This is a genomic window from Desulfovibrio intestinalis (assembly GCF_014202345.1).
In the GTDB taxonomy this organism is placed as follows: Bacteria; Desulfobacterota; Desulfovibrionia; order Desulfovibrionales; family Desulfovibrionaceae; genus Desulfovibrio; species Desulfovibrio intestinalis.
In genome coordinates, this window is record NZ_JACHGO010000006.1 from 231,090 (window position 1) to 254,248 (window position 23,159).

At 54.6% G+C, this 23,159-nt stretch carries 22 protein-coding genes and 2 tRNA genes; 12 read left to right on the top strand and 12 right to left on the bottom strand.

Going from position 1 to position 23,159, the window contains the following annotated elements:
- Positions 1-172 precede the first annotated feature (172 nt).
- Positions 173-1,504, top strand: coding sequence for a GGDEF domain-containing protein (locus HNQ38_RS10830; RefSeq protein WP_183720572.1), 1,332 nt, complete (start codon positions 173-175; stop codon positions 1,502-1,504).
- 693 nt (positions 1,505-2,197) lie between these two features.
- Here the strand turns inward: HNQ38_RS10830 and HNQ38_RS10835 are convergent.
- From HNQ38_RS10835 to HNQ38_RS10870, 8 genes are all read right to left on the bottom strand, one after another.
- Entirely contained in the window at positions 2,198-2,776 is a 579-nt protein-coding gene (locus HNQ38_RS10835; protein ID WP_183720574.1) for a nitroreductase family protein, read from the bottom strand.
- 42 nt (positions 2,777-2,818) lie between these two features.
- Positions 2,819-3,616, bottom strand: a complete 798-nt coding sequence (locus HNQ38_RS10840; protein ID WP_183720577.1) for an adenosylcobinamide-GDP ribazoletransferase — start codon at positions 3,614-3,616, stop codon at positions 2,819-2,821.
- Between the two features lie 10 nt (positions 3,617-3,626).
- On the bottom strand, positions 3,627-4,268 hold the full coding sequence (locus HNQ38_RS10845; protein WP_183720580.1) for a redox-sensing transcriptional repressor Rex: 642 nt from the start codon (positions 4,266-4,268) through the stop codon (positions 3,627-3,629).
- Between the two features lie 1,427 nt (positions 4,269-5,695).
- Positions 5,696-6,019, bottom strand: coding sequence for an ATP synthase F0 subunit C (atpE, locus tag HNQ38_RS10850; RefSeq protein WP_179980215.1), 324 nt, complete (start codon positions 6,017-6,019; stop codon positions 5,696-5,698).
- A 137-nt stretch (positions 6,020-6,156) separates the two neighbouring features.
- Positions 6,157-6,861, bottom strand: coding sequence for a F0F1 ATP synthase subunit A (gene atpB / locus HNQ38_RS10855; RefSeq protein WP_183720583.1), 705 nt, complete (start codon positions 6,859-6,861; stop codon positions 6,157-6,159).
- Positions 6,862-6,966: 105 nt separating this feature from the next.
- The gene (locus tag HNQ38_RS10860) at positions 6,967-7,407 is read right to left on the bottom strand and encodes a hypothetical protein (RefSeq protein WP_343060163.1); all 441 of its coding nucleotides are present in this window, start codon (positions 7,405-7,407) and stop codon (positions 6,967-6,969) included.
- Entirely contained in the window at positions 7,373-7,729 is a 357-nt protein-coding gene (locus HNQ38_RS10865) for an AtpZ/AtpI family protein (protein WP_183720586.1), read from the bottom strand. Before HNQ38_RS10865 ends, HNQ38_RS10860 begins: the two co-directional genes overlap by 35 nt.
- 161 nt (positions 7,730-7,890) lie before the next feature.
- Positions 7,891-9,567, bottom strand: a complete 1,677-nt coding sequence (locus tag HNQ38_RS10870; protein WP_183720589.1) for a class I SAM-dependent RNA methyltransferase — start codon at positions 9,565-9,567, stop codon at positions 7,891-7,893.
- Positions 9,568-9,832: 265 nt separating this feature from the next.
- On the opposite strand from HNQ38_RS10870, the gene rplU reads away from it, so the two are divergent.
- From rplU to proB, 4 genes are all read left to right on the top strand, one after another.
- The gene (gene rplU, locus HNQ38_RS10875) at positions 9,833-10,141 is read left to right on the top strand and encodes a 50S ribosomal protein L21 (protein ID WP_015939251.1); all 309 of its coding nucleotides are present in this window, start codon (positions 9,833-9,835) and stop codon (positions 10,139-10,141) included.
- Between the two features lie 142 nt (positions 10,142-10,283).
- Entirely contained in the window at positions 10,284-10,553 is a 270-nt protein-coding gene (rpmA, locus tag HNQ38_RS10880) for a 50S ribosomal protein L27 (protein WP_183720592.1), read from the top strand.
- A 639-nt stretch (positions 10,554-11,192) separates the two neighbouring features.
- The gene (obgE, locus tag HNQ38_RS10885) at positions 11,193-12,296 is read left to right on the top strand and encodes a GTPase ObgE (RefSeq protein ID WP_183720595.1); all 1,104 of its coding nucleotides are present in this window, start codon (positions 11,193-11,195) and stop codon (positions 12,294-12,296) included.
- An 18-nt stretch (positions 12,297-12,314) separates the two neighbouring features.
- Entirely contained in the window at positions 12,315-13,730 is a 1,416-nt protein-coding gene (gene proB, locus HNQ38_RS10890) for a glutamate 5-kinase (RefSeq protein ID WP_183720598.1), read from the top strand.
- Positions 13,731-13,913: 183 nt separating this feature from the next.
- On the opposite strand, the gene sfsA is transcribed toward proB, so the two are convergent.
- A complete protein-coding gene (gene sfsA / locus HNQ38_RS10895) occupies positions 13,914-14,684 on the bottom strand; it encodes a DNA/RNA nuclease SfsA (RefSeq protein ID WP_246388114.1) in 771 nt (256 codons plus the stop codon).
- A 355-nt stretch (positions 14,685-15,039) separates the two neighbouring features.
- On the opposite strand from sfsA, the gene HNQ38_RS10900 reads away from it, so the two are divergent.
- Positions 15,040-16,233 (top strand): pyridoxal phosphate-dependent aminotransferase, encoded by a 1,194-nt coding sequence (locus HNQ38_RS10900; RefSeq protein ID WP_183720601.1) that lies wholly within the window; start codon positions 15,040-15,042, stop codon positions 16,231-16,233.
- Positions 16,234-16,531: 298 nt separating this feature from the next.
- A tRNA-Ala gene (locus HNQ38_RS10905) sits at positions 16,532-16,607 on the top strand.
- A gap of 99 nt (positions 16,608-16,706) precedes the next feature.
- Here HNQ38_RS10905 and HNQ38_RS10910 read toward each other — a convergent pair.
- Positions 16,707-17,645 carry a putative phage abortive infection protein gene (locus HNQ38_RS10910; protein ID WP_183720604.1) on the bottom strand — a complete coding sequence of 313 codons (939 nt, stop codon included), beginning with the start codon at positions 17,643-17,645 and terminating at the stop codon, positions 16,707-16,709.
- 117 nt (positions 17,646-17,762) lie between these two features.
- Between HNQ38_RS10910 and HNQ38_RS10915 the strand changes: the two genes are divergently transcribed.
- Complete coding sequence (locus HNQ38_RS10915) at positions 17,763-18,233, top strand: ImmA/IrrE family metallo-endopeptidase (protein WP_183720607.1); 471 nt, start codon at positions 17,763-17,765, stop codon at positions 18,231-18,233.
- A gap of 323 nt (positions 18,234-18,556) precedes the next feature.
- Here the strand turns inward: HNQ38_RS10915 and HNQ38_RS10920 are convergent.
- Positions 18,557-18,627: transfer RNA gene (locus HNQ38_RS10920), tRNA-Leu, on the bottom strand.
- 125 nt (positions 18,628-18,752) lie between these two features.
- Between HNQ38_RS10920 and HNQ38_RS10925 the strand changes: the two genes are divergently transcribed.
- The 4 genes from HNQ38_RS10925 to HNQ38_RS14400 all read left to right on the top strand — a co-directional run bounded on the left by HNQ38_RS10925 (position 18,753) and on the right by HNQ38_RS14400 (position 21,811).
- A complete protein-coding gene (locus tag HNQ38_RS10925; RefSeq protein ID WP_183720610.1) occupies positions 18,753-19,211 on the top strand; it encodes a MarR family winged helix-turn-helix transcriptional regulator in 459 nt (152 codons plus the stop codon).
- Between the two features lie 14 nt (positions 19,212-19,225).
- Positions 19,226-19,639, top strand: a complete 414-nt coding sequence (locus tag HNQ38_RS10930) for a pyridoxamine 5'-phosphate oxidase family protein (protein ID WP_183720613.1) — start codon at positions 19,226-19,228, stop codon at positions 19,637-19,639.
- 542 nt (positions 19,640-20,181) lie between these two features.
- On the top strand, positions 20,182-21,360 hold the full coding sequence (locus HNQ38_RS10935; RefSeq protein WP_183720616.1) for a sugar transporter: 1,179 nt from the start codon (positions 20,182-20,184) through the stop codon (positions 21,358-21,360).
- A gap of 58 nt (positions 21,361-21,418) precedes the next feature.
- Positions 21,419-21,811, top strand: coding sequence for a DUF488 domain-containing protein (locus HNQ38_RS14400; RefSeq protein WP_343060164.1), 393 nt, complete (start codon positions 21,419-21,421; stop codon positions 21,809-21,811).
- Positions 21,812-22,056: 245 nt separating this feature from the next.
- On the opposite strand, the gene HNQ38_RS10945 is transcribed toward HNQ38_RS14400, so the two are convergent.
- Positions 22,057-23,139 carry an ABC transporter substrate-binding protein gene (locus tag HNQ38_RS10945; RefSeq protein WP_183720621.1) on the bottom strand — a complete coding sequence of 361 codons (1,083 nt, stop codon included), beginning with the start codon at positions 23,137-23,139 and terminating at the stop codon, positions 22,057-22,059.
- Positions 23,140-23,159 lie beyond the last annotated feature (20 nt).

Genomic DNA, 23,159 nt, shown 5'->3' on the forward strand with positions numbered 1-23,159 from the left:
TCCACTTTTTGGGGTAAAAATTATTGACATGGTTGGCTGTGTTTCTTATATCTGAAATTGTATATAGATTGTTTAGAGTATTGCCGGGCGTGCAGATTGGAATGCACAATCATGCCCCCAAACCCGTGGGGAATATATGGAACCGATTACGTCATGCGCGCGGGATTTCATCATGAATTCCCCCAGCCAACAGCCTGACAGGCGCGCTCAGTCCGCCTCCTCAAACAAGGGATTTGAGAAGGGCCAACATCTGGATTTTCTACAGGGTCTGCCACAGGCCATCGCAGTTGTACGAGTTGACCTCGATATTATGGGTAAACCGTACGATTTGGTGCCTGTTTATGGCAACGATGCGCTTTTTTGCCTTTTCGACACCCCGAAAGAAAAATTCATTGGCACTTCGCTCAATAACTCCTCAATCAACTTTACCCAATGGCTCGGTACCTTCTGGGAGACAGCCTATCAGGGACGTGTACAGAAAATTACAGATTTCTGGCCGGTGCAAGGGCGGCATCTTATGGTGACCTGTCACCAGCCGCAGTACGGCTACTGTACATGCCTGTTTCAGGATGTGTCCGAACGGGTATTGCTTGAAAACGAGCTCGACAGAAACCGGCAAAAGCTGGAAGCCCTTTTACACAGCGCTGTGGATATGGTTTTTCAGATTGACCCGGTTACCCTCGCCGTTACGAACCTTGAAGAAAGCCTGGCAAGCCATGGCGATCTGTTCAAGGCGCGTAGAGTGCCGGAAGGCCTTTTTCAGCAGGGGCTTTTCGCTCCTGGGCAGGACGAAAAAATCAAGGAAGCCGTGAACCTGATCCGGTTCGGCGTGGGTGACTGCACATGCGAAGTGCGCGCGCGTGTTGAGCTCAACGGGCCGTATACGTGGCACAGCCTGACCGCTATAGGCTATGTTGAGCCCCATTCAGGTGAAATATGTATTATCGGGTTTTTGAAGGATGCGCATGACCGCGTAAAAGAGCGCGACGACCTGCTTTTTCGGGCAGAAAAAGACTCGCTATGCGGCATTTACAACAGGGCTGCTGGGGAGAGTCTTATTACTCTCAAACTTGGCAACGTTGATGAAGCCGACCCAACACGCGCCGCCATGTTCATCTTTGACCTGGACGATTTTAAAAACATCAATGATTCCGCTGGACACTCCACAGGCGATACAGTGCTCACGGCGTTTGCCGGGGTGCTGCGCGAGGTCTTTCGCAAGGAGGATGTAATTTTTCGCCTCGGCGGGGACGAGTTCGCCGTGTTTGCGCAAAATCTTCCAGTGGAGAGGGTTATAAAGATTTATGAAAGGGTCGCCGCCAAACTGCAAAAACCTCTTGTGCAGGGCGTGTTCGTAAAAGTATGCGCGGGTGTGGCTTTCAGCCAGACAGGCCGGCACAGCTATGATGATTTTTACAAGACCGCGGACAAGGCCTTGTATAATGCCAAGGAAGGAGGCAAAGGCCAAATTGGCGTTCTTTGCCTGTGCGGCAGTGGAGCCTGATGCGCCGGGTGGAGGCCCCTGGCGCATCAGGCCACGTACTTTATGCACATTCTAACCGGATTGAATTTGTACGTCGTGGCGTGTGCCTTGCAGTGTGATGTGTCAACCAAGCGCCATTGTGCAGCATTTCGTGGCATGCATGCACCGGCTGCTAGTGTCAGGGTCCGGGCTTAACTGAACGGATAGTACTGCAAGACACAAGGCGTACAAAACGAGGGCTGCCAGTAGTGGGGCAGCCCTCGTGCTTTTTATGCTCCCTGGCAAATAAATGCTGATCGTTATGTAGCTGGAGCGCTTTGGGCTTACAGCATGCGAACCTTGAAAAAGCTCATTTGCTCCAGGGGCTGTTTCTAAATAATTTTTTTGCCCAATTGGCTGCTCAAAAGGCTATTTTTTACTCCCGTCATGTACCGCAAAAACACACTCATCTCGTAAAAGAGCTTTTTTCCTTGCCATTGGCGCAAAATCATTTATCCAGAAACAGCTCCTAGCGCATTTATATTCTGAACAGTTACGGAGCATTAGCTACGGCGGTTACGCCAGCAAAAATAGCAGCGCAGTTTTTACGGCAGCAGTTGCTTCAGCCGTAGCTCTCTGTGGCGTAACGGCTGAAGCAACTGCCGAAGTTACGAATACGCCTCCACGGCGGGTGCCTGCCCACGCAGCCACCAGAACATTTCGGGTTGAAATGCTCTAGAAACGGCTTGCGATCAGATCTTCAAGGGCGCGCTTGGGCACATGATGCACGCTCTGCGCATCGCGCCAGTAGCCAAAAGACCCGTCAGCGGGCATAGGGGCGACAACGCGTTTTTCTTTGGCAACGCCCAGACCCAGCACCAGCGCCACCTTGAGATCAGCGGGCACTTGTAAAAGATCGGGCACGGCCTGATGGTCGAAGGATTTGATGATGCAGCAGCCCCAGTTTCGGCTGCTGGCAGCCAGCTGAATGGTCTGGGCGGCAATGCCCACGTCGTAGAATGTCAGTTCTGTGCCGCCCTGGGGCATAAGAATGGCAATAAAGCCTGTGGGGCGTTCGCCAGGGTGCGGGCCGCCCCAATCCTTGAGAGCCCCTGCCCAACGAGTGAGGGGAAACAGCTTTTGGCAGGTTTCGCCTTGGGCCACAAGGCTGAAGCGCAGATCCTGCGCGTTTTTGGCCGAAGGCGCCAAACGGGCGCAATCCACAAGCCATTCCAGATCTGCCATAGTCAAAGGCTGGTTTTCTTCAAAACGGCGGCAAGTGCGCGCGTTTTCCGCCAATTCTCTGAAATTCATGGATTCCTCCTTAGTTGTCCGGGCAAATGAACTGTATCTATTCTACACCGTACTTGCCAGAAACCACAACTGTCCCCACTGGATGCCCGCGCCAAGAAAATCACCGGAAATTCCGCCCTTGCTGCGCGCGAAAGCCGCCATGCGGCGTATCAGAATGTACTGGCCTAGCGCCGTCACGGCCACGCGCCACCAGGGGTGCTGCGCAAATAGCGCCAGCGCAACCAGCACCAGCAGGGCAGCCAGGGCATACCGCCGGGTCAGCGCAGGGCTTGCACCAGCACAGGTGAGTCCGCCCAGGGATTCTTTGTCGCGGGGCGGGGCGGATGCCGCCAGCCAGAGAGCGCAAACGCGGCCCCAGGCCGGGGCCACCACAAGCCAGAGCCACTGGCCGCCGTAAATATGCCAGCACACCACAAGCCACATGCCGCCAAAAGCCAGCAAAAGGTGCAACGCGCCGAACGCGCCCAGGCGGCTGTCTTTCATTATGGCCCAAAAGCGTTCGCCCTGCGCGCCACTGCCGCAGGCATCCCCCAGATCTGCCAGGCCGTCCCAGTGCAGGCTGCGGGTGCTCCAGACTTCAAGCCCCATCCAGAGCCACGCGGCTAAAGCGGCGCATAGCAGGGGAACCGCTTGCGGATGCTGCTGTAGCAAAAGCCAGAAAAGCCAGCTGGGCAGGGTAAGCGTCAGGCCAAGGCATATGCCCGCAGGGCCGTAGCAGGGCAGGCAGGCCCCAAGATCTCGGCCCGTGCAGCCAGCGCGCGGGGGGACAAGGCGTGTCAAAAAAGCCAGGGCGTCATAACAACGTCCTGGCCATGTTGTACGGCATTGTTGTGGTGCCAAAGCTGGCGTCCTATCGGGTCATGGGATGATTGAATGCAAGAGAGTAGAGGTGGTGGAAAAAGTCCACATACTCCACATTGATGCGTTCCGGCACCTTGATGCGGGCTGGCGCGAAGTTCAGAATGGAGGTGATGCCAGCGTCCATGAGGTGTTGTGCGGCCCTTTGCGCTCTTTCAGGGGGCGTGGTGATGATGCCGATTTCAATGTTGAGATCAGACACCATATCCTTGAGATCGCGGGTGCAGTGCACTTCAAGGCCGTGCACAATTTCGCCGATCTTGAAGGGGTCGCAGTCGAAGATGCCGACAATGTTGAAGCCGCGAGCACGAAATTCGCTGTGGTTCAGGATTGCCTTACCCAGGTTGCCAACGCCGATGAGGGCCATGCGCCATTCGCGGTCAACACCAAGAGAAGAGGTGATGGCAGCAATAAGGGATTTTACATGATACCCCACGCCGCGAATACCAAACTCACCAAAATAGGCAAGATCTTTGCGCACTTGTGATCCGTTGACCCCGCAGGCTTCGGCCAGGGGATTGGAGGAAATAACCTCCACATTATCGCGCGAGAAGTTTTCAAGCACCTGCACATAAGTGGCGAGGCGCTGAATGGTTGCGCGAGGAATATGTTTACTTTTCGGTTGGTTAGCCATAATTTACCTTCTGGAAAGCCGCGAGCTTGTCAACGGGAAGATGTCGTCTCGTGAAAGAAAGTATCTATCAAAAAACAGCAAATGTGCAAGCTGGACCGTTTATAGTCTTTGCTACTTCCAACAGCATATAAAATATACTTAATTCTATGCCGTGGCAATGTTCAAACCAACTTAGCGTTAATAAGTTGGGTACACAACCATTGACGGACTCTGCCACACAGTGAGATAGTAATAGGATAGCCAGTGTGTCGCCTGTAATCAGATTTTTTCATTCTCTTTTTATTACAGCATATTAAGCTGGCCATCATTGGAGTTTTTACTCGCATGCAGGCTGTTAAAAGGCCCTTCTTCGGAGCATGTTACAAAAAGAATTTTTGTGAATGAAATGATACTATAAAAGGGGACAAAGGTTAAGTCCCAAGCCCCATAATATGCCGAGTTCAACAAAAAAAGTATATGGTCCTGAAAATACTGATTGTATGTCTTTTGGGTTGAACGTGATTATAGTTGCCGCAACATATTAGCCCTGACGGTGTGATTTTTAATTTTTTTAGGCGTCGGGCAGTGCTCATCCCTCTTGGCTTGCAATTTTCTCAGTTGCTTATTTTCAGATTTCGCATTCAACGCGCCAATCAATTATACTGTGTCTGACAGAGCAGCAAAAAATTGTGCCGCTATTTGGGTACAGCTTCTGTGCGCCCAATCGCACAAGCAAACATATTTTTGTGAAATTTTTTAAGCGAAACCTTTGAAGCTGCACCCCTGAAGGTTCGGGCATGATGCTATCGACGCTTGCTGAGCATTGCAGCGCCGAAAGACTGAGGGGCTGCGTGGGCAAATGCCCGCCGGGCTTGTCTGAACCTTGGCGAACCAGCCTTACGGAGCAGAACAGGACCACTGCGGAAGCTTCAAGTGTTGTATCGCAGGAAATTACGCTTGAAGCCAGCACAGGCACGACGCCGCATGTTACATGCAATCGTATTGCCATCCGTACGCCTTTCGGGGGCGTACGCTGTTGGCGGCTTACAGATAACGCTAATGGCTCTTTTGGCAAGATTTTCGCGTAACTCCGTGCTATCTTTATCCGTCGCTTGCTGCAGCAAAGGCTTGAGCAGTGCAGCATAGCTATTTATTCGCGCGGTTAAACGCGGTGGGGAGCGCATTTACACTTTGAAATGTCATGCATTTCAAAGCTACTCTGCCTCAAAAGGCAGGCGCAAGCGGCAGCAGAGATGTTATTGGCAGCGGGGGACAGGTCTATGAAATCAGGGTAGCGTCTATAAAAAAGGGATGCGCAGGTTTTTACGTTGCGGCATATTGCAAAAAAACTCAGCCAGTATCCGGCTGAGTTTGAAGCGGCTGTGAAGCGCTTGCTGCAAATAAAAAAGGAGGCCGAAGCCTCCTTTTTTTACAAAACTGATCCAGCCCTACGCGTAGGGGTTGGCGTACAGCAGAATGAAGCTGATAACCAGAGCGTAAATGGCCAGAGATTCGATAAAGGCAAAGGCCAAAATCATGGTACCGGTGATCTTGCCGCTCACGTCAGGGTTGCGGGCAACGCCTTCGCAGGCGCCCTTCAGACCCAGGCCCATGCCGATGCCGCAACCGAAGGCGGCGATGCCGATGCCAAGGGCGGCGGCGAGGCAGGTGTAGCCAAGGGCCGAGGCGTCAAGCTGGTTGGCGGCGAAAGCCATGCTGGCCATACCCAGAAGAGCCACGGTGTTCAGGGCGATCATCAGAAGTTTACGCATGAGACACTCCTTGCACTGTTGTATTGTTGGGTCGTTACCGACCATTCCCCGTTATGCTGCGCCATTTTTACGTCCGGCGAAGAGACGCCGCCGCTGGTCATGCCAGAGCGGGGGCGGCAGGCCGCCCATGCGCAAGTCTAGTGTTCAGGGGCTTCAAGAGCGCCCTTGATGTAGAACATGGTCAACATGAAGAACACAAAGGCCTGCATGGTCTTGCCCAGAAGGAAAAGCGCGTAGATGGGCAGGGTGCCCAGAATGGGCGCCATGACGAAGAACAGCACCATAACGATTTCTTCACCCCGGATGTTACCGAAAAGACGGAGGGAGAGAGAAACCGGACGTGAAAGGTGCGACACCACTTCCAGCGGGAACATCAGCGGAATAAGGAATTTCGAAGGCCCGGTGAAGTGATGGATGTAGTGCGTTTTCCAGCGGATAAGACCCACGGCATTGTAGAATACCAGCACAAAAAGTGCCATGCAGACCGTGGTGTTGAGGTTGGCCGTAGGTGCGTCGAAACCGGGCACCAGACCCATAAGGTTCATGCCGAAAATGTAGATGAAAATGCCCGCCAGCAGGGGGACGAACTTACGCCCGTGCTCACCCATTGTGGCAATAATGAAATTCTCAACTGTGTCTATCAAGGCCTCAAAGAAGTTTTGAAGGCCGCCCGGCACCAGCGTCAGTCGTCTGCGCATAATGCAGGCCACAGTAAAGAGGAGGGCCATACAGACCCAGGAGTAGAACACATGCTTGAACTCCACCATCTGTCCACCGATGGTGATCTCGTCCATGCCCATAAATGTGGAGAGCAATACCGGATGCGGCAAACCACCTGCCATGAGCCCTGCCTCCTGGTCGATGCGCGCCGAAGCGCTGCGTTGATGTAAAGCCCTAAGGCCATTCCCCAAAAATTTGTGTGTATCCCGGCGGCTGTGGCGTATGCTCTACTGCGCGCTGCGCCTGATGGCGCGCGCTGCAAGCGCAAAGCTCACAAGGGCGCACATGCCGCCTGCCAGCATGCCGCCAACAAGGGCGAACACTGGCGCCTGATAAATGATGAGGGATACATATAGGATGCCCCCCACCAACACAAGTCTGCCAACCCAGCGAATCAAGACTATGCGTAAAAAAGCCGTGCTGTAGTCACCCAGCCCCCGGCGCAGAAAAAAACGCGCCAGCCCCCAGAAAGTCCAGGCCATAATAGCCAGGCCAACCCCAAACCAGAGAACCCAGGGCGCTACGGTAAAAAGCGCGGCCCCAAGCAGAAGAACCAGAGCGGTGAGCAAAATTTCGTTGCGCACCATAACGCGTACAGCGGGGTGGTCAATGCCGCGCCGCCATAACCATGCGTCAAGGCTGTGTATCATGTTCTTCTTGTCTGCCACGGTTCTCCGTCTTGCCCTGTTCGCCTGAAGGCGGGGGCGGGCTCTCGGGCTGTTGCGCAAGGCCTTTGCGCAACGAGTCCTGCCGGTCAATTTTTCTCAGCAGTGCCTTGGTGTCGCGATAGACATTCAGAAATCCCGCAGCAATGCCAATAAAAAGAAAAATCAGTTTGCCCCAAGGGCTCGTGTGCAACCAGTAGTCAATGCCGTAGCCTATGGCAAAGCCAACTGCCGGGCCGCTGACCAAGTGCAGGCCAATAACCCCGGTGTTTGCCATTGCCTCAAGGCCGCTTTGCTGCTGTTTCAGAAAGTCCTTGAATGACATGCGACCTCCTCGCTGCGGCATTGCTCATAACAGACTGCAATATCTGCATACTAATGGCGCGTTAAGGACGGTAGTGTCAAGAGCCCCAACGCTGTGTAAATTATCACAGCCTCGGCGTCACGTCAATGACTTCCGCGTGGAAAGATGCAGGTCCCACGCATTTACAGGCTTTGCCAGAGGGTTAGGCACTCCACATGCGGGGTATGCGGAAAAAGGTCTACCGCTGTCATTTCCACCAGCCTGTATGCGCCGCGCAGGCGAGCGGCATCTCGGGCCAGGGTGGCCGGATTGCATGATATATACATTATAGTATGCGGATTGAGCCGCAGCAGGGCGTTGAGCGCGCGCGGCGCAAGTCCGGCGCGGGGCGGATCCACCAAAACGGCGTCCCAGTGCTCTGTTTGGGTCCAGTAATTTTCCTGTGTTGGAGCAAGCTTGTCCAGGCGCAGCGCAGCGTCGCCCGCTTCGTAGGTACACTGAGCAAGGCCCATACGGGCGGCGTTGGCCCGCGCCAGAGTCACGGCTCTTGCGTCCTGTTCCAGACCGAGCAGGCGTCCGCAGCGGCGGCCAAGCAGCAGGCCGGGGGCTCCAACGCCGCAGTACAGATCCAGCAGGGCAGGGCTGGTTTGCGGCACATGCCGTTCAAACATGCCCAGCGCCGTGTCGGCCAGCAGTTGAGCCGAGGCGGTATTGATCTGAAAGAAGGACGCGACATCCAAACAGAAATGTTCGCCGCCAAGGGGCAGCCACAACCGCGATGCGGACGGATCACGCGCACCATCCCTGCCAAGGGCTACAACCCGCTTTTGCCCTTGAGCCAGGGCGTCCTCGCTGGCGCGTTCTTCGTGAACAAAGCCAGCCAGTTGCGGAAAAGCCTTGAGCAGTTTTTGCCCGAGGGCCTGCACCTTTGCCTGCACCTCCGGCCTGCCTGGGCTTGTGATGCACAGGGCCCACCAGCGGGGGCCGCGCAAGTCGGCATCCAGGCCGCGGCGCAGCACAAGGAAGCGCCAAAAACCACTGTCCTGAGCCTGCCCGGCGGCACCGGGGCGGCGGGCAGCGGGCGACCGCAAGCCATGTCGAGTACGGCGGGCAGGCGCAGCAGAGTCTTCTGACCTCTCAAAGCTTAACGCGTGGGCAGCCTGATGCTCGTGGTCGCCACTTTCTTCACCATTATGGCTGTTCAGTCTGTAGCGGGCTTCGTCCTGCGGCTTGTGCGCGGGCAGGCCGCTTTCTGCGGCCAGCTCAACCATCATGGCCGATATGGCTCGCGCTTCGGGCGACATGAGGGAGCAGTGCGGCACAGGGATTACGCCACGTCCGTTGCGACGGCGCATGCCAAGAGTCAAAGGCTCGTCGCCGCCTCCGCCAAAGGCCAGTTCCACCTTATTGCGGTATTGGCGCATGGCGGGCGAAGGCAACACCTTGGTGAACAGGCTGTCGACCTGCTCGGCCTCCATGCCGCCAATGCGGATCATTGCGTCCAGCGCGATGCGGCGTTTCCAGTGAAGCTGCGTCTCATAGGGCATGGTTTGCAGCGGGCAACCGCCACACTGCCCGTGGTGGGAGCAGATAGCGGGCGTCGCGTGACGGGCTGGCTGCACAACCTCAAGCGCTTCAGCTTCAACAAAGCTGGATTTGCGGCGGGTAACGCGGGCGCGTACGGTCTGACCGGGTAAGCCGCCTGTAACAAAGATCACGGTGCCCTGATTATGGGTGCGGCCTGCGGCGGTCTGTTTAGCAGTAGCTGTCGACGACGTGGTGCTCTGGCCGTGTGCGCGTGCAAGGCCGCGTCCGTCGTGCGTCAGGCTTTCAATCTGAAGGGTAAGGATATTGTTCATCGCTGAAAAATATAGCAGTGCATGAGCTGTATGCCAAGGAAAACTATCAGGAAAAGCTGCTGATTTTGTCGCGGGAAGGGCATCTGACGGACTTATCGGGAGATTTTACTTGTGCCGGAGAGCGGCTTGTTGTACAAGCGCCGTGCGGCTGCATGCCCCGCCTTTGGCGGAGGCGGCGCGTCCTTGCCGGGAAAATTGCGGAAGGCGCTTGACATTTGCCGTGCAATGGGGCAAATATGCCTTTCTCTTTTTGGAGGTTCATATTATGTACGCGATTATCGAAACCGGCGGAAAACAGTACCGCGTTGAAGAAGGTTCCAAAATCGTTGTGGAAAAGCTCGCGGCTCAGGCCGGAAGCGAAATTTCCCTGGACAAGGTGCTGATGGTCGGTGGCGCTGAATGCAAAGTCGGCGCACCCTATCTTGCCGGGGCCGCTGTTACGGCGGAAGTGGTGGATCACGGGCGCGGCCCGAAGATCAAGGTCTTCAAGCGCTGGCGCCGCAATGACTCGCGCAAGATGCGCGGTCATCGTCAGGACTTCACCACCATTCGCGTTAAGAGCATCAACGGCTAGAACCTTTATTAAAAGGTTCGGCGGGCGTGAGGGCGAACGCCCCGATGTCCGGCAACCGTCGACCGCAAGGTTTGCAGTTGTCCGGTGAGCAAAAATTTATTCGCCCAGCTGAATTTTATATTCAGCGCACCAGGAGGCTATCATGGCTCATAAAAAAGCAGGCGGCTCTTCGCGTAACGGCCGCGACAGTGCAGGCCAAAGACGCGGCGTCAAACGCTTCGGCGGACAGGTCGTTCTTGCCGGCAATATTCTGGTGCGCCAGTTGGGCACCACCGTGTTCCCCGGCGTCAACGTGGGCATGGGCAGGGACTTTACCCTGTTCGCCAAGATTGACGGCGTGGTGCGCTTTGAAAAGTATATCCGCAAACGCCGCGTTCTTACGCGTGTGCATGTGGAGGCGGCCGCTAACTAACGCGGCCGCGTGGGATTTGCCGACAAGGGAAGGGGCCGCAAGGCTTCTTCCCTTTCGGTGTTTGTGTCGACGTATACTTTCAAGGTATAGTGCTGCTGAAGCAGGAGCGAAGCAAGCTTGCTTTGCTGTGACGTAAGCAGAAAAGCGCTGCAACCGGGCTTCGCCAGACCGCGCTGTGGTTTTTTGCAGGCCGCAGGGGCAGGCTTGCGTTTTGGTTTGCACAATGCAACGCTGTTTCGTTCTGCCCGGTGTAGCTGGGCTAGAGTGAAAGGCGTATGCGGCAAGGTGCGCGGGCAACGCCATGCAGGAGCATTTAAATTTGAAAAAGTTTCAATGCTCTACGCTGTATGAGAATGCAACGTGCCATGCCGCGCCGCGCCGCGAATGCAGGCAAATATATTTTAGGCAGAATGCCGCCTTTGCAATGTGAAGTATTTCAAAGGTACTCTGCCCTAGAAGCCTTGAAAGCGTAGAGAATACACTTTTCGTGTGTCATTGCTCCAAAGAAGTGACAGCGTTCAGGACGGCTTTTTACTGTGCCGTCGGATGCATGCAGGGCCAATGACCTTAGCGTCAGGCAGGCGTTTTACACGCACATATAACAGTAGGCCTGAAAGCCATTGGGCCAGAGGATAGAGCATGCGATTTGTTGATGAAGCCAGAATTCAGGTGCGTGCTGGCAAGGGCGGGCACGGTTGCCTGTCGTTCCGGCGCGAAAAATTTGTGCCTCGTGGCGGCCCGGACGGCGGCAACGGCGGCGACGGTGGTTCTATATACCTTAAGGCAGACAACCGTCTGCTTTCCCTGTACGACTTTCGTCTCAAGCGCCTTTACGAGGCGCAAAATGGACGCCCCGGCGAGGGCAGCCAGTGCGATGGCCGCAAGGGCGAAGACCTTGTGCTGAACCTGCCCGTGGGCACTCTTGTTTACGGTGAAGGCACCGAAGGACAGGAAGTGCTGCTGGCCGACCTGAGCGACCCTGAAGCACTGGTGCAGGTGGCGCAGGGCGGTCGTGGCGGCAAGGGCAACGAGCACTTCAAGTCTTCAACCATGCGTGCTCCGCGTTTTTCGCAGCCCGGCGAACCCGGCGAGGAACTGAATCTGCGTCTTGAGCTGAAAATTTTGGCAGACGCGGGCCTTATCGGCCTGCCCAACGCTGGCAAGTCCACCTTCATCACGCAGGTTTCGGCGGCGCGCCCCAAAATTGCGCCCTATCCCTTCACCACCCTGACCCCAAACCTGGGCGTCATGATTGATGAAGTGGACCCGGACAGGCGTATGGTTGTGGCGGATATCCCCGGTCTCATTGAAGGCGCGCACGAAGGACAGGGCCTGGGCCTGCGTTTTCTCAAGCATGTGGAGCGCACACGTTTTCTGGTGCACATTCTCAGCATCGAAGATGTGGGCGACGAAGACCCCTGGGCCGGATTTACGCTGGTCAACGAGGAGTTGCGCCGCTTTGACGCCGAACTTGGCGAACGCAAGCAGATCGAGGTGGTCAACAAGATCGACCTCGTCAGTCCCGAGCGGCTTGAAACCCTCAAGGAGCGCGCCAAGGCCGACGGACGTCAGGTGTTCTTCATATCGGCCCGCGATGGTATTGATATTGAACCGCTGGTGGAAGAACTGTGGCAGGTTTGCGAGGCCACCACGCGCAACGAACCTCTGATCCGGCTTGAAACCCTGAGCCAGCTGGAAGAAGAGGAATTTCCCGAAATAGAAGTCATCTATACCAAGGAATAACTTGGTTGTGGAGCGGATATGAGCAGGCAGCGCCATGAGGGCGCGGGTTCAGAAGCCGACCTGCGCGAGCAGCCCCAAAGCGGGCATGCAGAGGCAGGACAAGGCGAAAGCTGGCAGCAGGAACGCGCACGCGTTCTTGCCCAGGCCCGTGTTATTGTAGTCAAGGTGGGCAGCGCCGTACTGGCCGACGCCAAGGGACTCAACATCACTGTGCTGGAAGGCCTTGCCGCCCAGCTTGCGGCCCTGCGCGACATGCCGCTGGTTGGCGACGTGCCTTGTCAGCCAAACCCTCAAAGCCCGCCAAGGCCGTCAGATCAAGCTGCACCGTCATGCCCAACGCACGAAGTGGGGCAGACGGCATCATCTGCCGCGCCAGACGCCGCTGCTTCAGCTCATGGGGCGCGCCGTCTGGTACTGGTTTCGTCCGGCGCAGTGGCTGCGGGGCGTGCTGCCTTGTCCAGCCGGGGCCGCGCGGTGGAAACCACGGGGCTGGCGGCTCGTCAGGCTGCCGCAGCCGTTGGTCAGGGGCAGCTCATGCAGACGTGGGACAAAGTCTTTTTGTCCCACGGTATGCCCACGGCGCAGGTGCTGCTCACACGCGACGACCTGCGCGCCCGCCAGCGTTTTCTGAACGCCCGCAACACCTTTGCCGAGCTTTTGCAGTGGAGCGTGCTGCCCATTGTTAATGAAAACGATACGGTATCCATCAGCGAACTGAAGTTTGGCGACAATGACTGTCTGGCCAGCCTGCTCGTCAATCTGGTGGAAGCTGATCTTTTCATCAACCTCACGTCTTCGTCGGGCGTTTTGGCGGCAGACCCGCAAAAATACCCTGACGCGCCGATTCTGGGTCATATTGATGATGTGGCGGCACTGGATTTGGGCCAGCTGTGCGGCGGCAAGACATCTGTAGGCACCGGCGGCATGTATTCCAAGCTGCTGGCCGCCCGCCGTGCTGCCCAGTTGGGCGTGCCCACCCTGATTCTGCCGGGGCGCGAGCCGTGGGTTATCAGCAGGGCTTTTGCCGCTGCCGGGGCATGCCCCGTGCCAGCGGGCCACGAGCCTTTTGACCGTGGCACTTGGGTGCGGCCCGCGCATCACGCCATAGCCCGGCGCAAATTCTGGCTGGCCTATCAGTCGGACCCGGCGGGAAGCGTGCATGTGGACGACGGCGCAGCCAAGGCATTGCTGCACAAGGGCGGCAGCCTGCTGCCCGGCGGCGTGCGTGCGGTGGAGGGGGGCTTTCAGTGCGGCGGCCTTGTGAGGGTACTGCACAACGGCGAAAGCATTGGCGTGGGCCTTTCCAACTACAGTGCCCCTGACCTCAAAAAGATCATGGGCCTCAAACGGCATGAAGTGGCCGCCATACTTGGCGATGCCCACTATCCCGAAGTGATTCACCGGGACAACCTGTTGCTGGACGCGGCAGTTTAGCGCAATTTTATTCTACAGTGCTTTGTGGGGAGGGACTCTTTTGCATAAGGGTCCCTCTTTTACGTCCCGCTCTCCAAAAAACTCCTGTTCTTACTTCGCGCTGCTATGGCGAGACTCCATGCCGGAAAACAAGTTCTCGGAGAGGCGGCCCTTTAGTCTTACTTTGCTGCCAATTAAGCTGCTCTACGGGGTTGGCCGCAAGGGGATGAGACCACCCAGATCAATGCCGTTCTTGCTCACCAGGGCGCGGTAGGGGTAGACCTCAACACCGCAGGCCAGGGCTTCGTAGAACAGGCGGGCGTATTCCGGATCAATGAAATCCGCCGGGGCAAAACAGTGTCCATCCGGGCGTTGCACCAGATAGAACATGGCCGCCCGTTCGCCTTGGGCAACAATATCCATAAGTTCACGCAAATGCTTTTGCCCGCGTTCACTGGCTGCATCGGGGAAGCAGGCGGCATCGTCTTCCACCATAGTCACGTTTTTGCACTCCACCCACAGGGGCGGCAGGCCGGGGCCAGTGATCAGGCCGTCCAGGCGGCTCTGTCCACGCTTGGCCTCACGGACGAGGCTGGTGTAACCGCTGGCGAAGTGCAGCCGCCCCGCATGGAAGGCCGCCTCAAGCATGCGGTTTGGCACGCTGGTGTTGACGCCTACCCAAAAGCCGGGGCCGGACGGATCGGCATTGAGCGTGGCCGCTGTCTCGTTGTCAGGTGCAGCGGGAAGGGCCGTTTGGGCCAGCCACACGCATTCCTGCGTATATTTGAGCTTACGGGCGGGATTGGCAGCAGGAGAGGCCAAAACGGGGCATCCTGGGCGCGTGAGGCCCAGCATGCTGCCGGAATTGTTGCTGTGCACCCAGACGGGTTCGCCGTGCAGGGTAAGCTCAACACTGAAGCGCTTGCGCCGCTGCACAAAGCCGCCCACAATGCAGTCCTGCGGCAAAGGCAGCAGGGGAGGGCTGGGCTGCGATGGATGCGGCGTATCCGTACCACCCGCTTGCGCTGTGGCATCCGCCCCCAAATGGATTGCGGAGGCTGCGTTCTGCCCGCCCATATCCTGCACGTCAGCATCCCGAATGGTATTGCCTGATTGGGGTAACTGACCACGCCGCGCCGATGTCTCTGCCGGGCCGGAACACCCCGGTTGCCGTGGTTGCTGCGGGCTGGCCTGTAGTCTTTCATCCACAGAAGGCGGGGCCGCGTTGTGCTGCTTTGTACGCATTTACACCCTTTGATGAAGCTGATATTGACGGCTGTAATTTCTTCGAATGCGCCGCATAGCGTTCCCCTTCGTGAAGGAGCCTTTCATGCAGATTTCCGATCGTCTGAGCAGTATCAAACCCTCTCTGACTCTCAGTGTCAACAGCCGCGCCCTTGAACTCAAGGCGCAGGGTGTCGCCGTCATCAGCCTTGCTGTGGGCGAACCCGATTTTCCCACGCCAGCGCACGTTTGCGAGGCCGCCAAGGCTGCCATTGACGACAACTTTTGCCGCTACACTGCCGTGCCCGGCATTCCAGAGCTGCGCAAGGCCGCTGGTGCGTATTTTGACCGCGCCTACGGCGTGCCTGTGCCGCAGGAGTCCATCGTCATCGGGGCCGGGGGCAAGCATTGCCTGTACAACTTTTTTCAGGCCACCATCAACCCTGGCGACGAGGTTCTCATTCCCGCGCCGTACTGGTTGAGCTATCCTGACATGGTTATGCTGGCTGGTGGTGTGCCCGTAATCGTGCACGCTGGCCCGGAGCAGAGCTTCAAGGTTACGCCGGACATGCTGGAAACCGCCGTGACCGACAAGACCCGCCTGCTCATTCTGAATACGCCGAGCAACCCCACGGGCGCGGTGTATACCGAAGCGGAGTTCACAGCCCTTATGGATTGGGCCATTCAGCGCGGCATTTTTGTGCTGTCTGACGAAATTTACGACCAGCTTGTGTTCGCGCCCGCCAGGATGACCAGCGCTATCGGCTGGTTTGCGCGTTATCCCGAGCAGGTGGCGGTACTGAACGGCATGTCCAAGAGCTATGCCATGACTGGCTGGCGCGTGGGCTTTCTGGCCGCGCACCCGCAGCTGATAAAGAAAATATCGGCCATGCAGGGACACAGCACGTCCAACATCTGTTCTATCGCGCAGAAGGCGGCTCTGGCGGCTCTTACTGGCCCCACGGAGTGCATTGACCACATGCGCGATGCCTTTGCGCGCAGGCGCGATCTGGGCATGAAAATTGTTGAAACGTGGCCCTGGGCCGTGTGTCCCAAGCCGGACGGCGCGTTCTACCTGTTTGTGGACGTGCACAAGTGCTACGGCGGCGCGGTTAAAAACTCCACAGAGCTGTGCACCTGGCTGCTGGACAAGGCCCACGTGGCTCTGGTGCCCGGCGCGGCCTTTGGCGACGATAACTGTATTCGCTTCTCGTATGCTGTGGCTGACGATGTGCTGGTTCGCGCTCTTGAAGCTACTGGCGCTGAAATGGCGCGGCTGGCTCAGGGAGCGACGCGCTAGGACGGCTTGAGGCAGCCTTGCGGATTGCCGCAGGGGCAGCTTTTGATTTGATTTTTTATGGTTGCTGCGACAAGTGGCCCTTTTCTTCCTCCGGGTGCGGTAGCGTACCTTGGGTATGAAAAGGGCCACTTTTTATGAGGTTGGAGTGGTGCGCGAATTTTTGCGGTTATTCACCACATTCAGGCCATAAAGTGCATGTCCGCAAAGGCTTGGGAAAAGCGGATTTTCAGAAGTTGTAATTTTTTTTCAAGAAGTTGTTGACAAAGCGGCTAGTTTTAGTCATTGTGCATTTCGTCGTGGGGCTGTAGCTCAGTTGGGAGAGCGCTTGAATGGCATTCAAGAGGCCGTCAGTTCAATTCTGTCCAGCTCCACCAGATATCTTAAAAACCCCCGATCATCACACAGATGGTCGGGGGTTTTTTGACGTGAAATTTATTAATAGTGTTACGTTTGCAATTGTATCCACTCCCAACTTATGGCGTGCTTGTCGCAACGGGTTTGTGCGTGAAGGCACTTTGTTTGTATCCATAGTCTGGGAATGAATCGGCTGTAATGTTTGCAAAAAGAAAATTATCAGCTAGGGAATGAAAGAAGCAAGTGTCTTCAATGAGTTTTTTGAATTTATATGTGTTCTCATGTTTGTCCATGTGCACAAGCGCGTGATAATATATAATAGCAAATTCATATTGTGAAAATTGGGCTCTAAAAATTCTTAGATAGTTGTTTTTTTCATCTTCATCGATGAGATCGTTACATTTTATCATTTTAAGTGTAGTATAGACATTGTGATAAAATGGACTATATAGATGTTTGTTTTCATTTTCTAATGTCACAAGTGCCATTTTTATAAGTGTTTTTGGATCTGGATACAGTTTATTCCCATTTTCATCAAATAACATTCCATATTCTGCATCTATTTCTGCATGCATGTTGCTTTTTATTTTATATTTATCTAGGTATTTTATTTCAATACAACTTGGTTCAATGTAAGTATTATAAAGGCAATGCATGACATGATAAAAGAATTCAAAAGTTTCATTGCCGCGAAATGCACGTTCACCGTCGTGATATGATAATGATTTAGCAATCTCTGTACGCATAGAGAATAACTGAAAAATTTGATTTTCAAAGATAGCTTTTTTTGTGTCTCGCTCCTGTCGATCAATTAGTGACATCTGTAGGTATATTAAAAAGGCTGTTGCTATTGCAGAAAGTCCAGAAAAGAAGGCAGCAATAGGGGAAAACAAGTTTTCAAGCTGGTCTCGATTCGAAAAGAATTTAGCCCAAAAATTTGGAGCAGGGGCATCAAGTAGTATAATGCCCAAAGCCCAAATGATGATGGTCACGATTAAAACAAAAACTATCATCTTAATTGCTAGCCAGTTACATATCGTTTGAGGTAAGTTTTTCATGGATACTCATTAAGTATAGTAAGGTAGACAAAATTGTTTCTTGTGGTTATTTTTTTATTGACATCGCTCTTTAAGCGATTTATCGAAATTTTCATTTTTTAAAAGGAGGTTGTTGTCATGTCAAGCTGGCAAAAAGTACTCGATACAGCAAAGGATTTGAGGAATCGCTATCATCATGACGGGCAGCCTCTTGAAGAAACGTTTAGAAAAATTTGTTCAGAAAAAAATATTGAACTTCAATATGCGGAGCAGGGGGAACATACCTCTCAAAAAGATGGTAAGCTTACAATTACCCTTCCTTTGAACACATCGCGTGTACGCGATAATTTTACAATGGCTCATGAGCTAGGACATATATTTTTGGAACACCCGCTTAATGAGGACGGGGTTATTCATAGGAGCGGCGTAAGTACAAAAGAAGAAGTTGAAGCAAATTTGTTTGCTGCGGAATTTCTTATGCCAAAAGAGCAATTTATTGAAGCCGCAAAAAAGTACAATTATGATGAAAAGCAATTGTCGAATGAATTTGAAGTTTCAAAAACAGCTTCATTGGTTAGAATGAGCGCTTTAAAGCTAACGAGCAAATAAAAAAGCTAATGGAGTTTTTTATAAGAACTCCATAAAACGTAATGCAAAAACTGACGCTGCAGTTGTGTACTGAACTGCGTGCTTAGGCTAAATCTTCTTGATCTCACCAGGTACCAGTCGCCCCTAGAGGCGGAACGCGTAAAGGATCAAGAGTTACTATAGTGTCATGTGGCTAGAAAGTAGGCTGCTTCACGCACAAACCAGTTGCGACAAGCACGCCATAAGTTGAGAGTGGATACAATTGCAAGCGTAACACTATTAATAAATTTCACGTCAAAAAACCCCCGACCATCTGTGTGATGATCGGGGTTTTTTAAGATATCTGGTGGAGCTGGACAGAATTGAACTGACGGCCTCTTGAATGCCATTCAAGGGGCCGAAATTGTTTTACTCCGCTCGGCAAATCCTAGCGATATTCTTAATACCAAAAATCATGATTTCATCAAATTGTTGACATTAATTCGCAGGCGAACTATTTCTTGTCTAGATGGTTCGTCGACGAACTAAAAAAGAGGTTTCATGAACTCTCCCAATAACAGCGACGCAATTATTGCCCTGGCGGCATCAATTCGTGAACAGGCCAACACGTATATTTTGAACGCTTTGTCCCGCCACGGCGTGGGCGATATACTTCCTGCCCACGGAGCTGTGCTGCACGCTCTTTTCGAGTCTGGCCCTTTGAAAATGAACGAGCTGGCAGAGCGTATTAAAAGAAAAAAGAATACGGTCACTGGCCTTATTGGCACGCTTGAAAGCCGAGGCTATTGCCGCCGTGAACCTGACCCCCAGGATGCCCGTTCGCAGATAGTGCTGCTGACGGAAAAAGGGGAAGCCATGCGCAGGATTCAGGACGAGATTTCTGTTGATCTGCTGCAATTGGTGTGGGGTGATGTGGGTGAGGATGAAAAGGCCGCCTGCACACAAACGCTGCAAAAAGTTTTGCGTAATTTGCAGCAAAGTGAATCAACTATTATCTGAAATATGAGGTTGCTATGAGCAATACAGTAAACGAAATTTCTGGTTTCCTTGCCGAGTCTCCTATGTGCTTTCTTGCCACCGTCAGTGGCAGCCAGCCACATGTGCGGGCGTTCCAGTACCAGTTTGAGCAGGATGGCAAGCTGTGGTTCTGCACGGGAAAAAGCAAGGATGTCTTCAAACAGCTTCAGGCCAATCCCGCCATTGAGATTTGCTCTGTCAATAAAGACATGGCGTGGATCCGCATCACTGCAAATGTTTCTTTTGAAGACAACCGCGCGATAAAGGAACGTATTCTGGCAGAGCAGCCCCTGATCAAGGGCATTTATGAATCGGCGGATAATCCGGAATTCACGACATTCAGTATCGCGCACGGCGCGTATACCATTACGGATTTTTCCGGTAACCCGCCGCGCGAAGGCTCTTTCTAGCCACAAAACCATAGCCCGGATAAACGCCACCTGCCGTTTTAGGTCTGTGTAATGGCAGCTGCGCTTTTGCCGTCAGCACCATATGCTAGGGGCAAGAAAGTGCGCATCCCTTTGATCAGATTAGCGTTTTCAATCAAAGGATTTCTCGGTTGCGCGTTTCTGATCCGGTAATTTCCACGGAACGCCTTGGAGCCCATAAGTAATATTGACGAGACTGAATCCCACAAAGGCCCCCGACCATCTTTGGATAGTCGGGGGCTTTTAAGCTTTCTGGTGGGATTAGACAGAGATTGAACAGGTGCTGGAGGGGAATGGGATCGCTAGATACCCTTAACTGGCCGTTGAAAAGCCGCGCAGGCAATCTCGGTCTTCTCGCGCGTTTTTCCGCTGTACCGCCACATTGCGCCGCATACCGTGCCGTCAGTCGTGCCGTCAGCCGTGCCACCATCAGGGCCGCCCACTGGCCGCCCGGCTTGTGCTTAGCGAAAAGCAGGCGTATAAAATACACTAGTGCTCCTCTTGCGCATGATAAGGATCAGATTATGACTTCAATTAAAACCCCGGAAGGCAGACGCCTCTGGGTGCCTGTTTTTTCTCTGGCGCTGGCCGCCTTTATATTCGTTACCACAGAGGTTCTGCCAATCGGGCTGCTGCCGGAAATCGCCAAGGATCTTGGCGAAACAGAGGCATTCACCGGACTTCTGGTGGCTTTTTACGCCTGGGCTGTGGCTTTGCTCTCCTTGCCGCTTACAGCGCTTACGGCGCGATTTGAGCGCCGCAAGCTGCTTATGGGCCTGTTTGCCGTATTCATAGCCGGGCATGTGCTTTCCGCCCTGGCTCCCAACTTCGCGACCCTTATGCTCGCGCGTATTTGCATAGCCAACGCGCACGCTGTTTTCTGGGCCATTGCAACCCCCATTGTGGTTCGCATTACGCCGCCGGCAATGAAGGCCAGAGGCATTGCCATCGTCATCGTGGGCAGTTCGCTCGCCACGGTGCTGGGGGTTCCGTTCAGTACTGTTGTTGGCCAGCACTTTGGCTGGCGTGCGGCATTTTTGCTTATTGGCGCTGTGGCCGCCTGCATCGCCCTTGTACTCTGGCGTTTGCTTCCCCAGCTTGTAGCCAAGGATACCGGGTCGTTTAAAAGCGTTCCCGGTTTGTTTCGCAACAAGGAACTCGCACTTCTCTATCTGCAAACCATGCTGGCGGTGACGGGCTATTTTCTTGCCTACACCTACCTTGCGCCCCTGCTGATCCAGATTGGCGGTTTCTCAGACAAGGCCGTACCGCTGTTCTTGCTGCTGATGGGGCTTTCCGGCATTTGCGGCAGCCTGTTCGCCACAAAGCTGGCGGCTATGAAAACAAAACTGGTGTTCATTCTGCCGTCGTTTGTGATTTTCCTTTGCCTTGTGGCGCTCGATGTTTCCCTCGTGCATCTGGTGACCATCGTGCCCATTTGCATCCTATGGGGTGGCAGCATGGCCGTGCTTGGGCTTCTGTTTCAAAGCAAGGTTCTTGAAATCGCGTCGCATTCCGCAGATATTGCCACGTCCATCTATTCGGGTATTTTCAATGTGGGCATCGGCAGCGGGGCCTTCATCGGCAGCCTTGTGTTCAACAAACTTGGGCTGCACATGACAGGCTATGCGGCGGCGGCCTTTTTTCTGGCCACAGTTTTTGTCAGTATCTATTCCGCGCGCAGTACCAGGGCAGCGTCGTAGCGCCGTCTACGCGAAGCAAGGTGCGAGGCAGGGGGCGGGCAGCCCTTGGGAGGCCGCAGTGAAAATCACCCTCCATCGAGTATACGATCACACCAGCACCGATTCTGGCGGCATTCGCATTCTGGTTGACCGCATCTGGCCGAGGGGTGTTTCCAAGGCGGCTGCCAGCTGGGATGTGTGGCTTAAGGAAGTTGCCCCGTCCAACGAGCTGCGCCAATGGTTTGCCCACGACAGAGACAAGTGGGATGCGTTTCAGCAGCGCTATTTTGCAGAGCTTGCTGCGCCGGGTCCTGCCTGTGACGCAGTGGCTGCGCTGAAAAAGCTTATTGCGGATAACAACGCTGCGGTGTTTCTGTATGCCGCCAAAGATGAGCTCTGCAACAATGCGGTGGCCCTGAAAGAATATATGGAAGCGCTGCCCGGCAAGGGCGAAGGTTCTGCCAAGGGGTGAGCTGTTTCGTAGGGCTTCGTCCGAGCCCTCGGGCAGCCTGATTGAGTATCATACGTTATGGGCGTAGCTGGCGAGTACAGCTACGCCTTTTTTGCGCTTCTTTGCGGCCTGTGTGCGTACAGAAGGTTTCGGCCGGCATAATGCCAAAAAGAAGGGGGATACCCTTACGGATATCCCCCTGTTGGCGCAAAAGCGGCAGTGCTGTCGCTCAACTCACAGGCGTCGAAAAACGATGCCGCTTGGCCCTATTTCGCAGGAGCAGCGGCGGGCTGCACGAGCTTCAGGAACTTGTCGGTATTGATTTTGGCGTCCTTGAACTTCTGAATTTCGGCAGGCGAGAAACGCTTGATGCTTTCAAAGAAGCCAGCCACGTCGTTCTGCCACTTGTCTGCCTGAGATTCACCCTTGGAGTCGTCAAGCAGGGCCACGGTTTCAGCGTAGGTCCAGCGAGGGTGAATTTCGATGTCCTTCTTGGCTTCTTCGTCGGTCATGCGAATGCCGGCAAATTCATTCATGTACTGGCGGTATTCTTTGATGATGCGGGGGCTTGCGCCTTCTTCACGCAGCATGTCTGAAGCACGCATGTACACGCGCAGGAACTTGGCCACCAGTTCGGGGTTTTCGTCGCACCACTTTTTGTCGCCCACGATGGAGGAAACCGTGATGGCATCCATATCGGTAGCGGAACCAGCGCGCACCCAGTCGCGGGAGTCGGCTATGAAGGTAAAGGGAGCCCACAGACACACGGCGTCGCCAATACCCTTTTCAAAGGCGGGCACGGCAGAGGGCTGTTCCATATTCACCAGGGTGACGTCGCTTTCGTTCAGGCCGAGGATCTTCAGCCATTTGCCGATCATGTAATGCACGGTGGTCTGCGAGGTGTACAGGATCTTCATGCCCTTAACGGTCTCGGGGCTGCCATACACATTGGGATAATCGGGATTGTAGCCCTTGACCTTGGCAGCGGGGCTGTCGGGGCGCAGGTAAAGCACATGCACTTCACCTTCGCTGATGATGGGGGCCACGGCGTAAATTTTGTAGCGGATGCCGCCGATCAGCTGGCCGCCAACGCCGGTGGAACCGAGCACCCATTCCCGGGCGGGAAGGGCTTCCATCTGCGCAGGGCCGCTGTTGAACAGCAGCATGTTAATGTCCAGGCCTTCTTCCTTGTCCCAACCCATCTTTTTGGCGTACCAAATGTTGAAACCCGGGGATTCGTCCATCCAGCAGGTAGAAATTTTCACGGGCTTGTCAGCGGCCTGAGCAGCCCCAGCGCCAAGCAACATCGCAAAGCAGCAGAACACGGCAGCCAAAAGGCACTTCTTCATCGCAAACTCCTTGTTGTTCC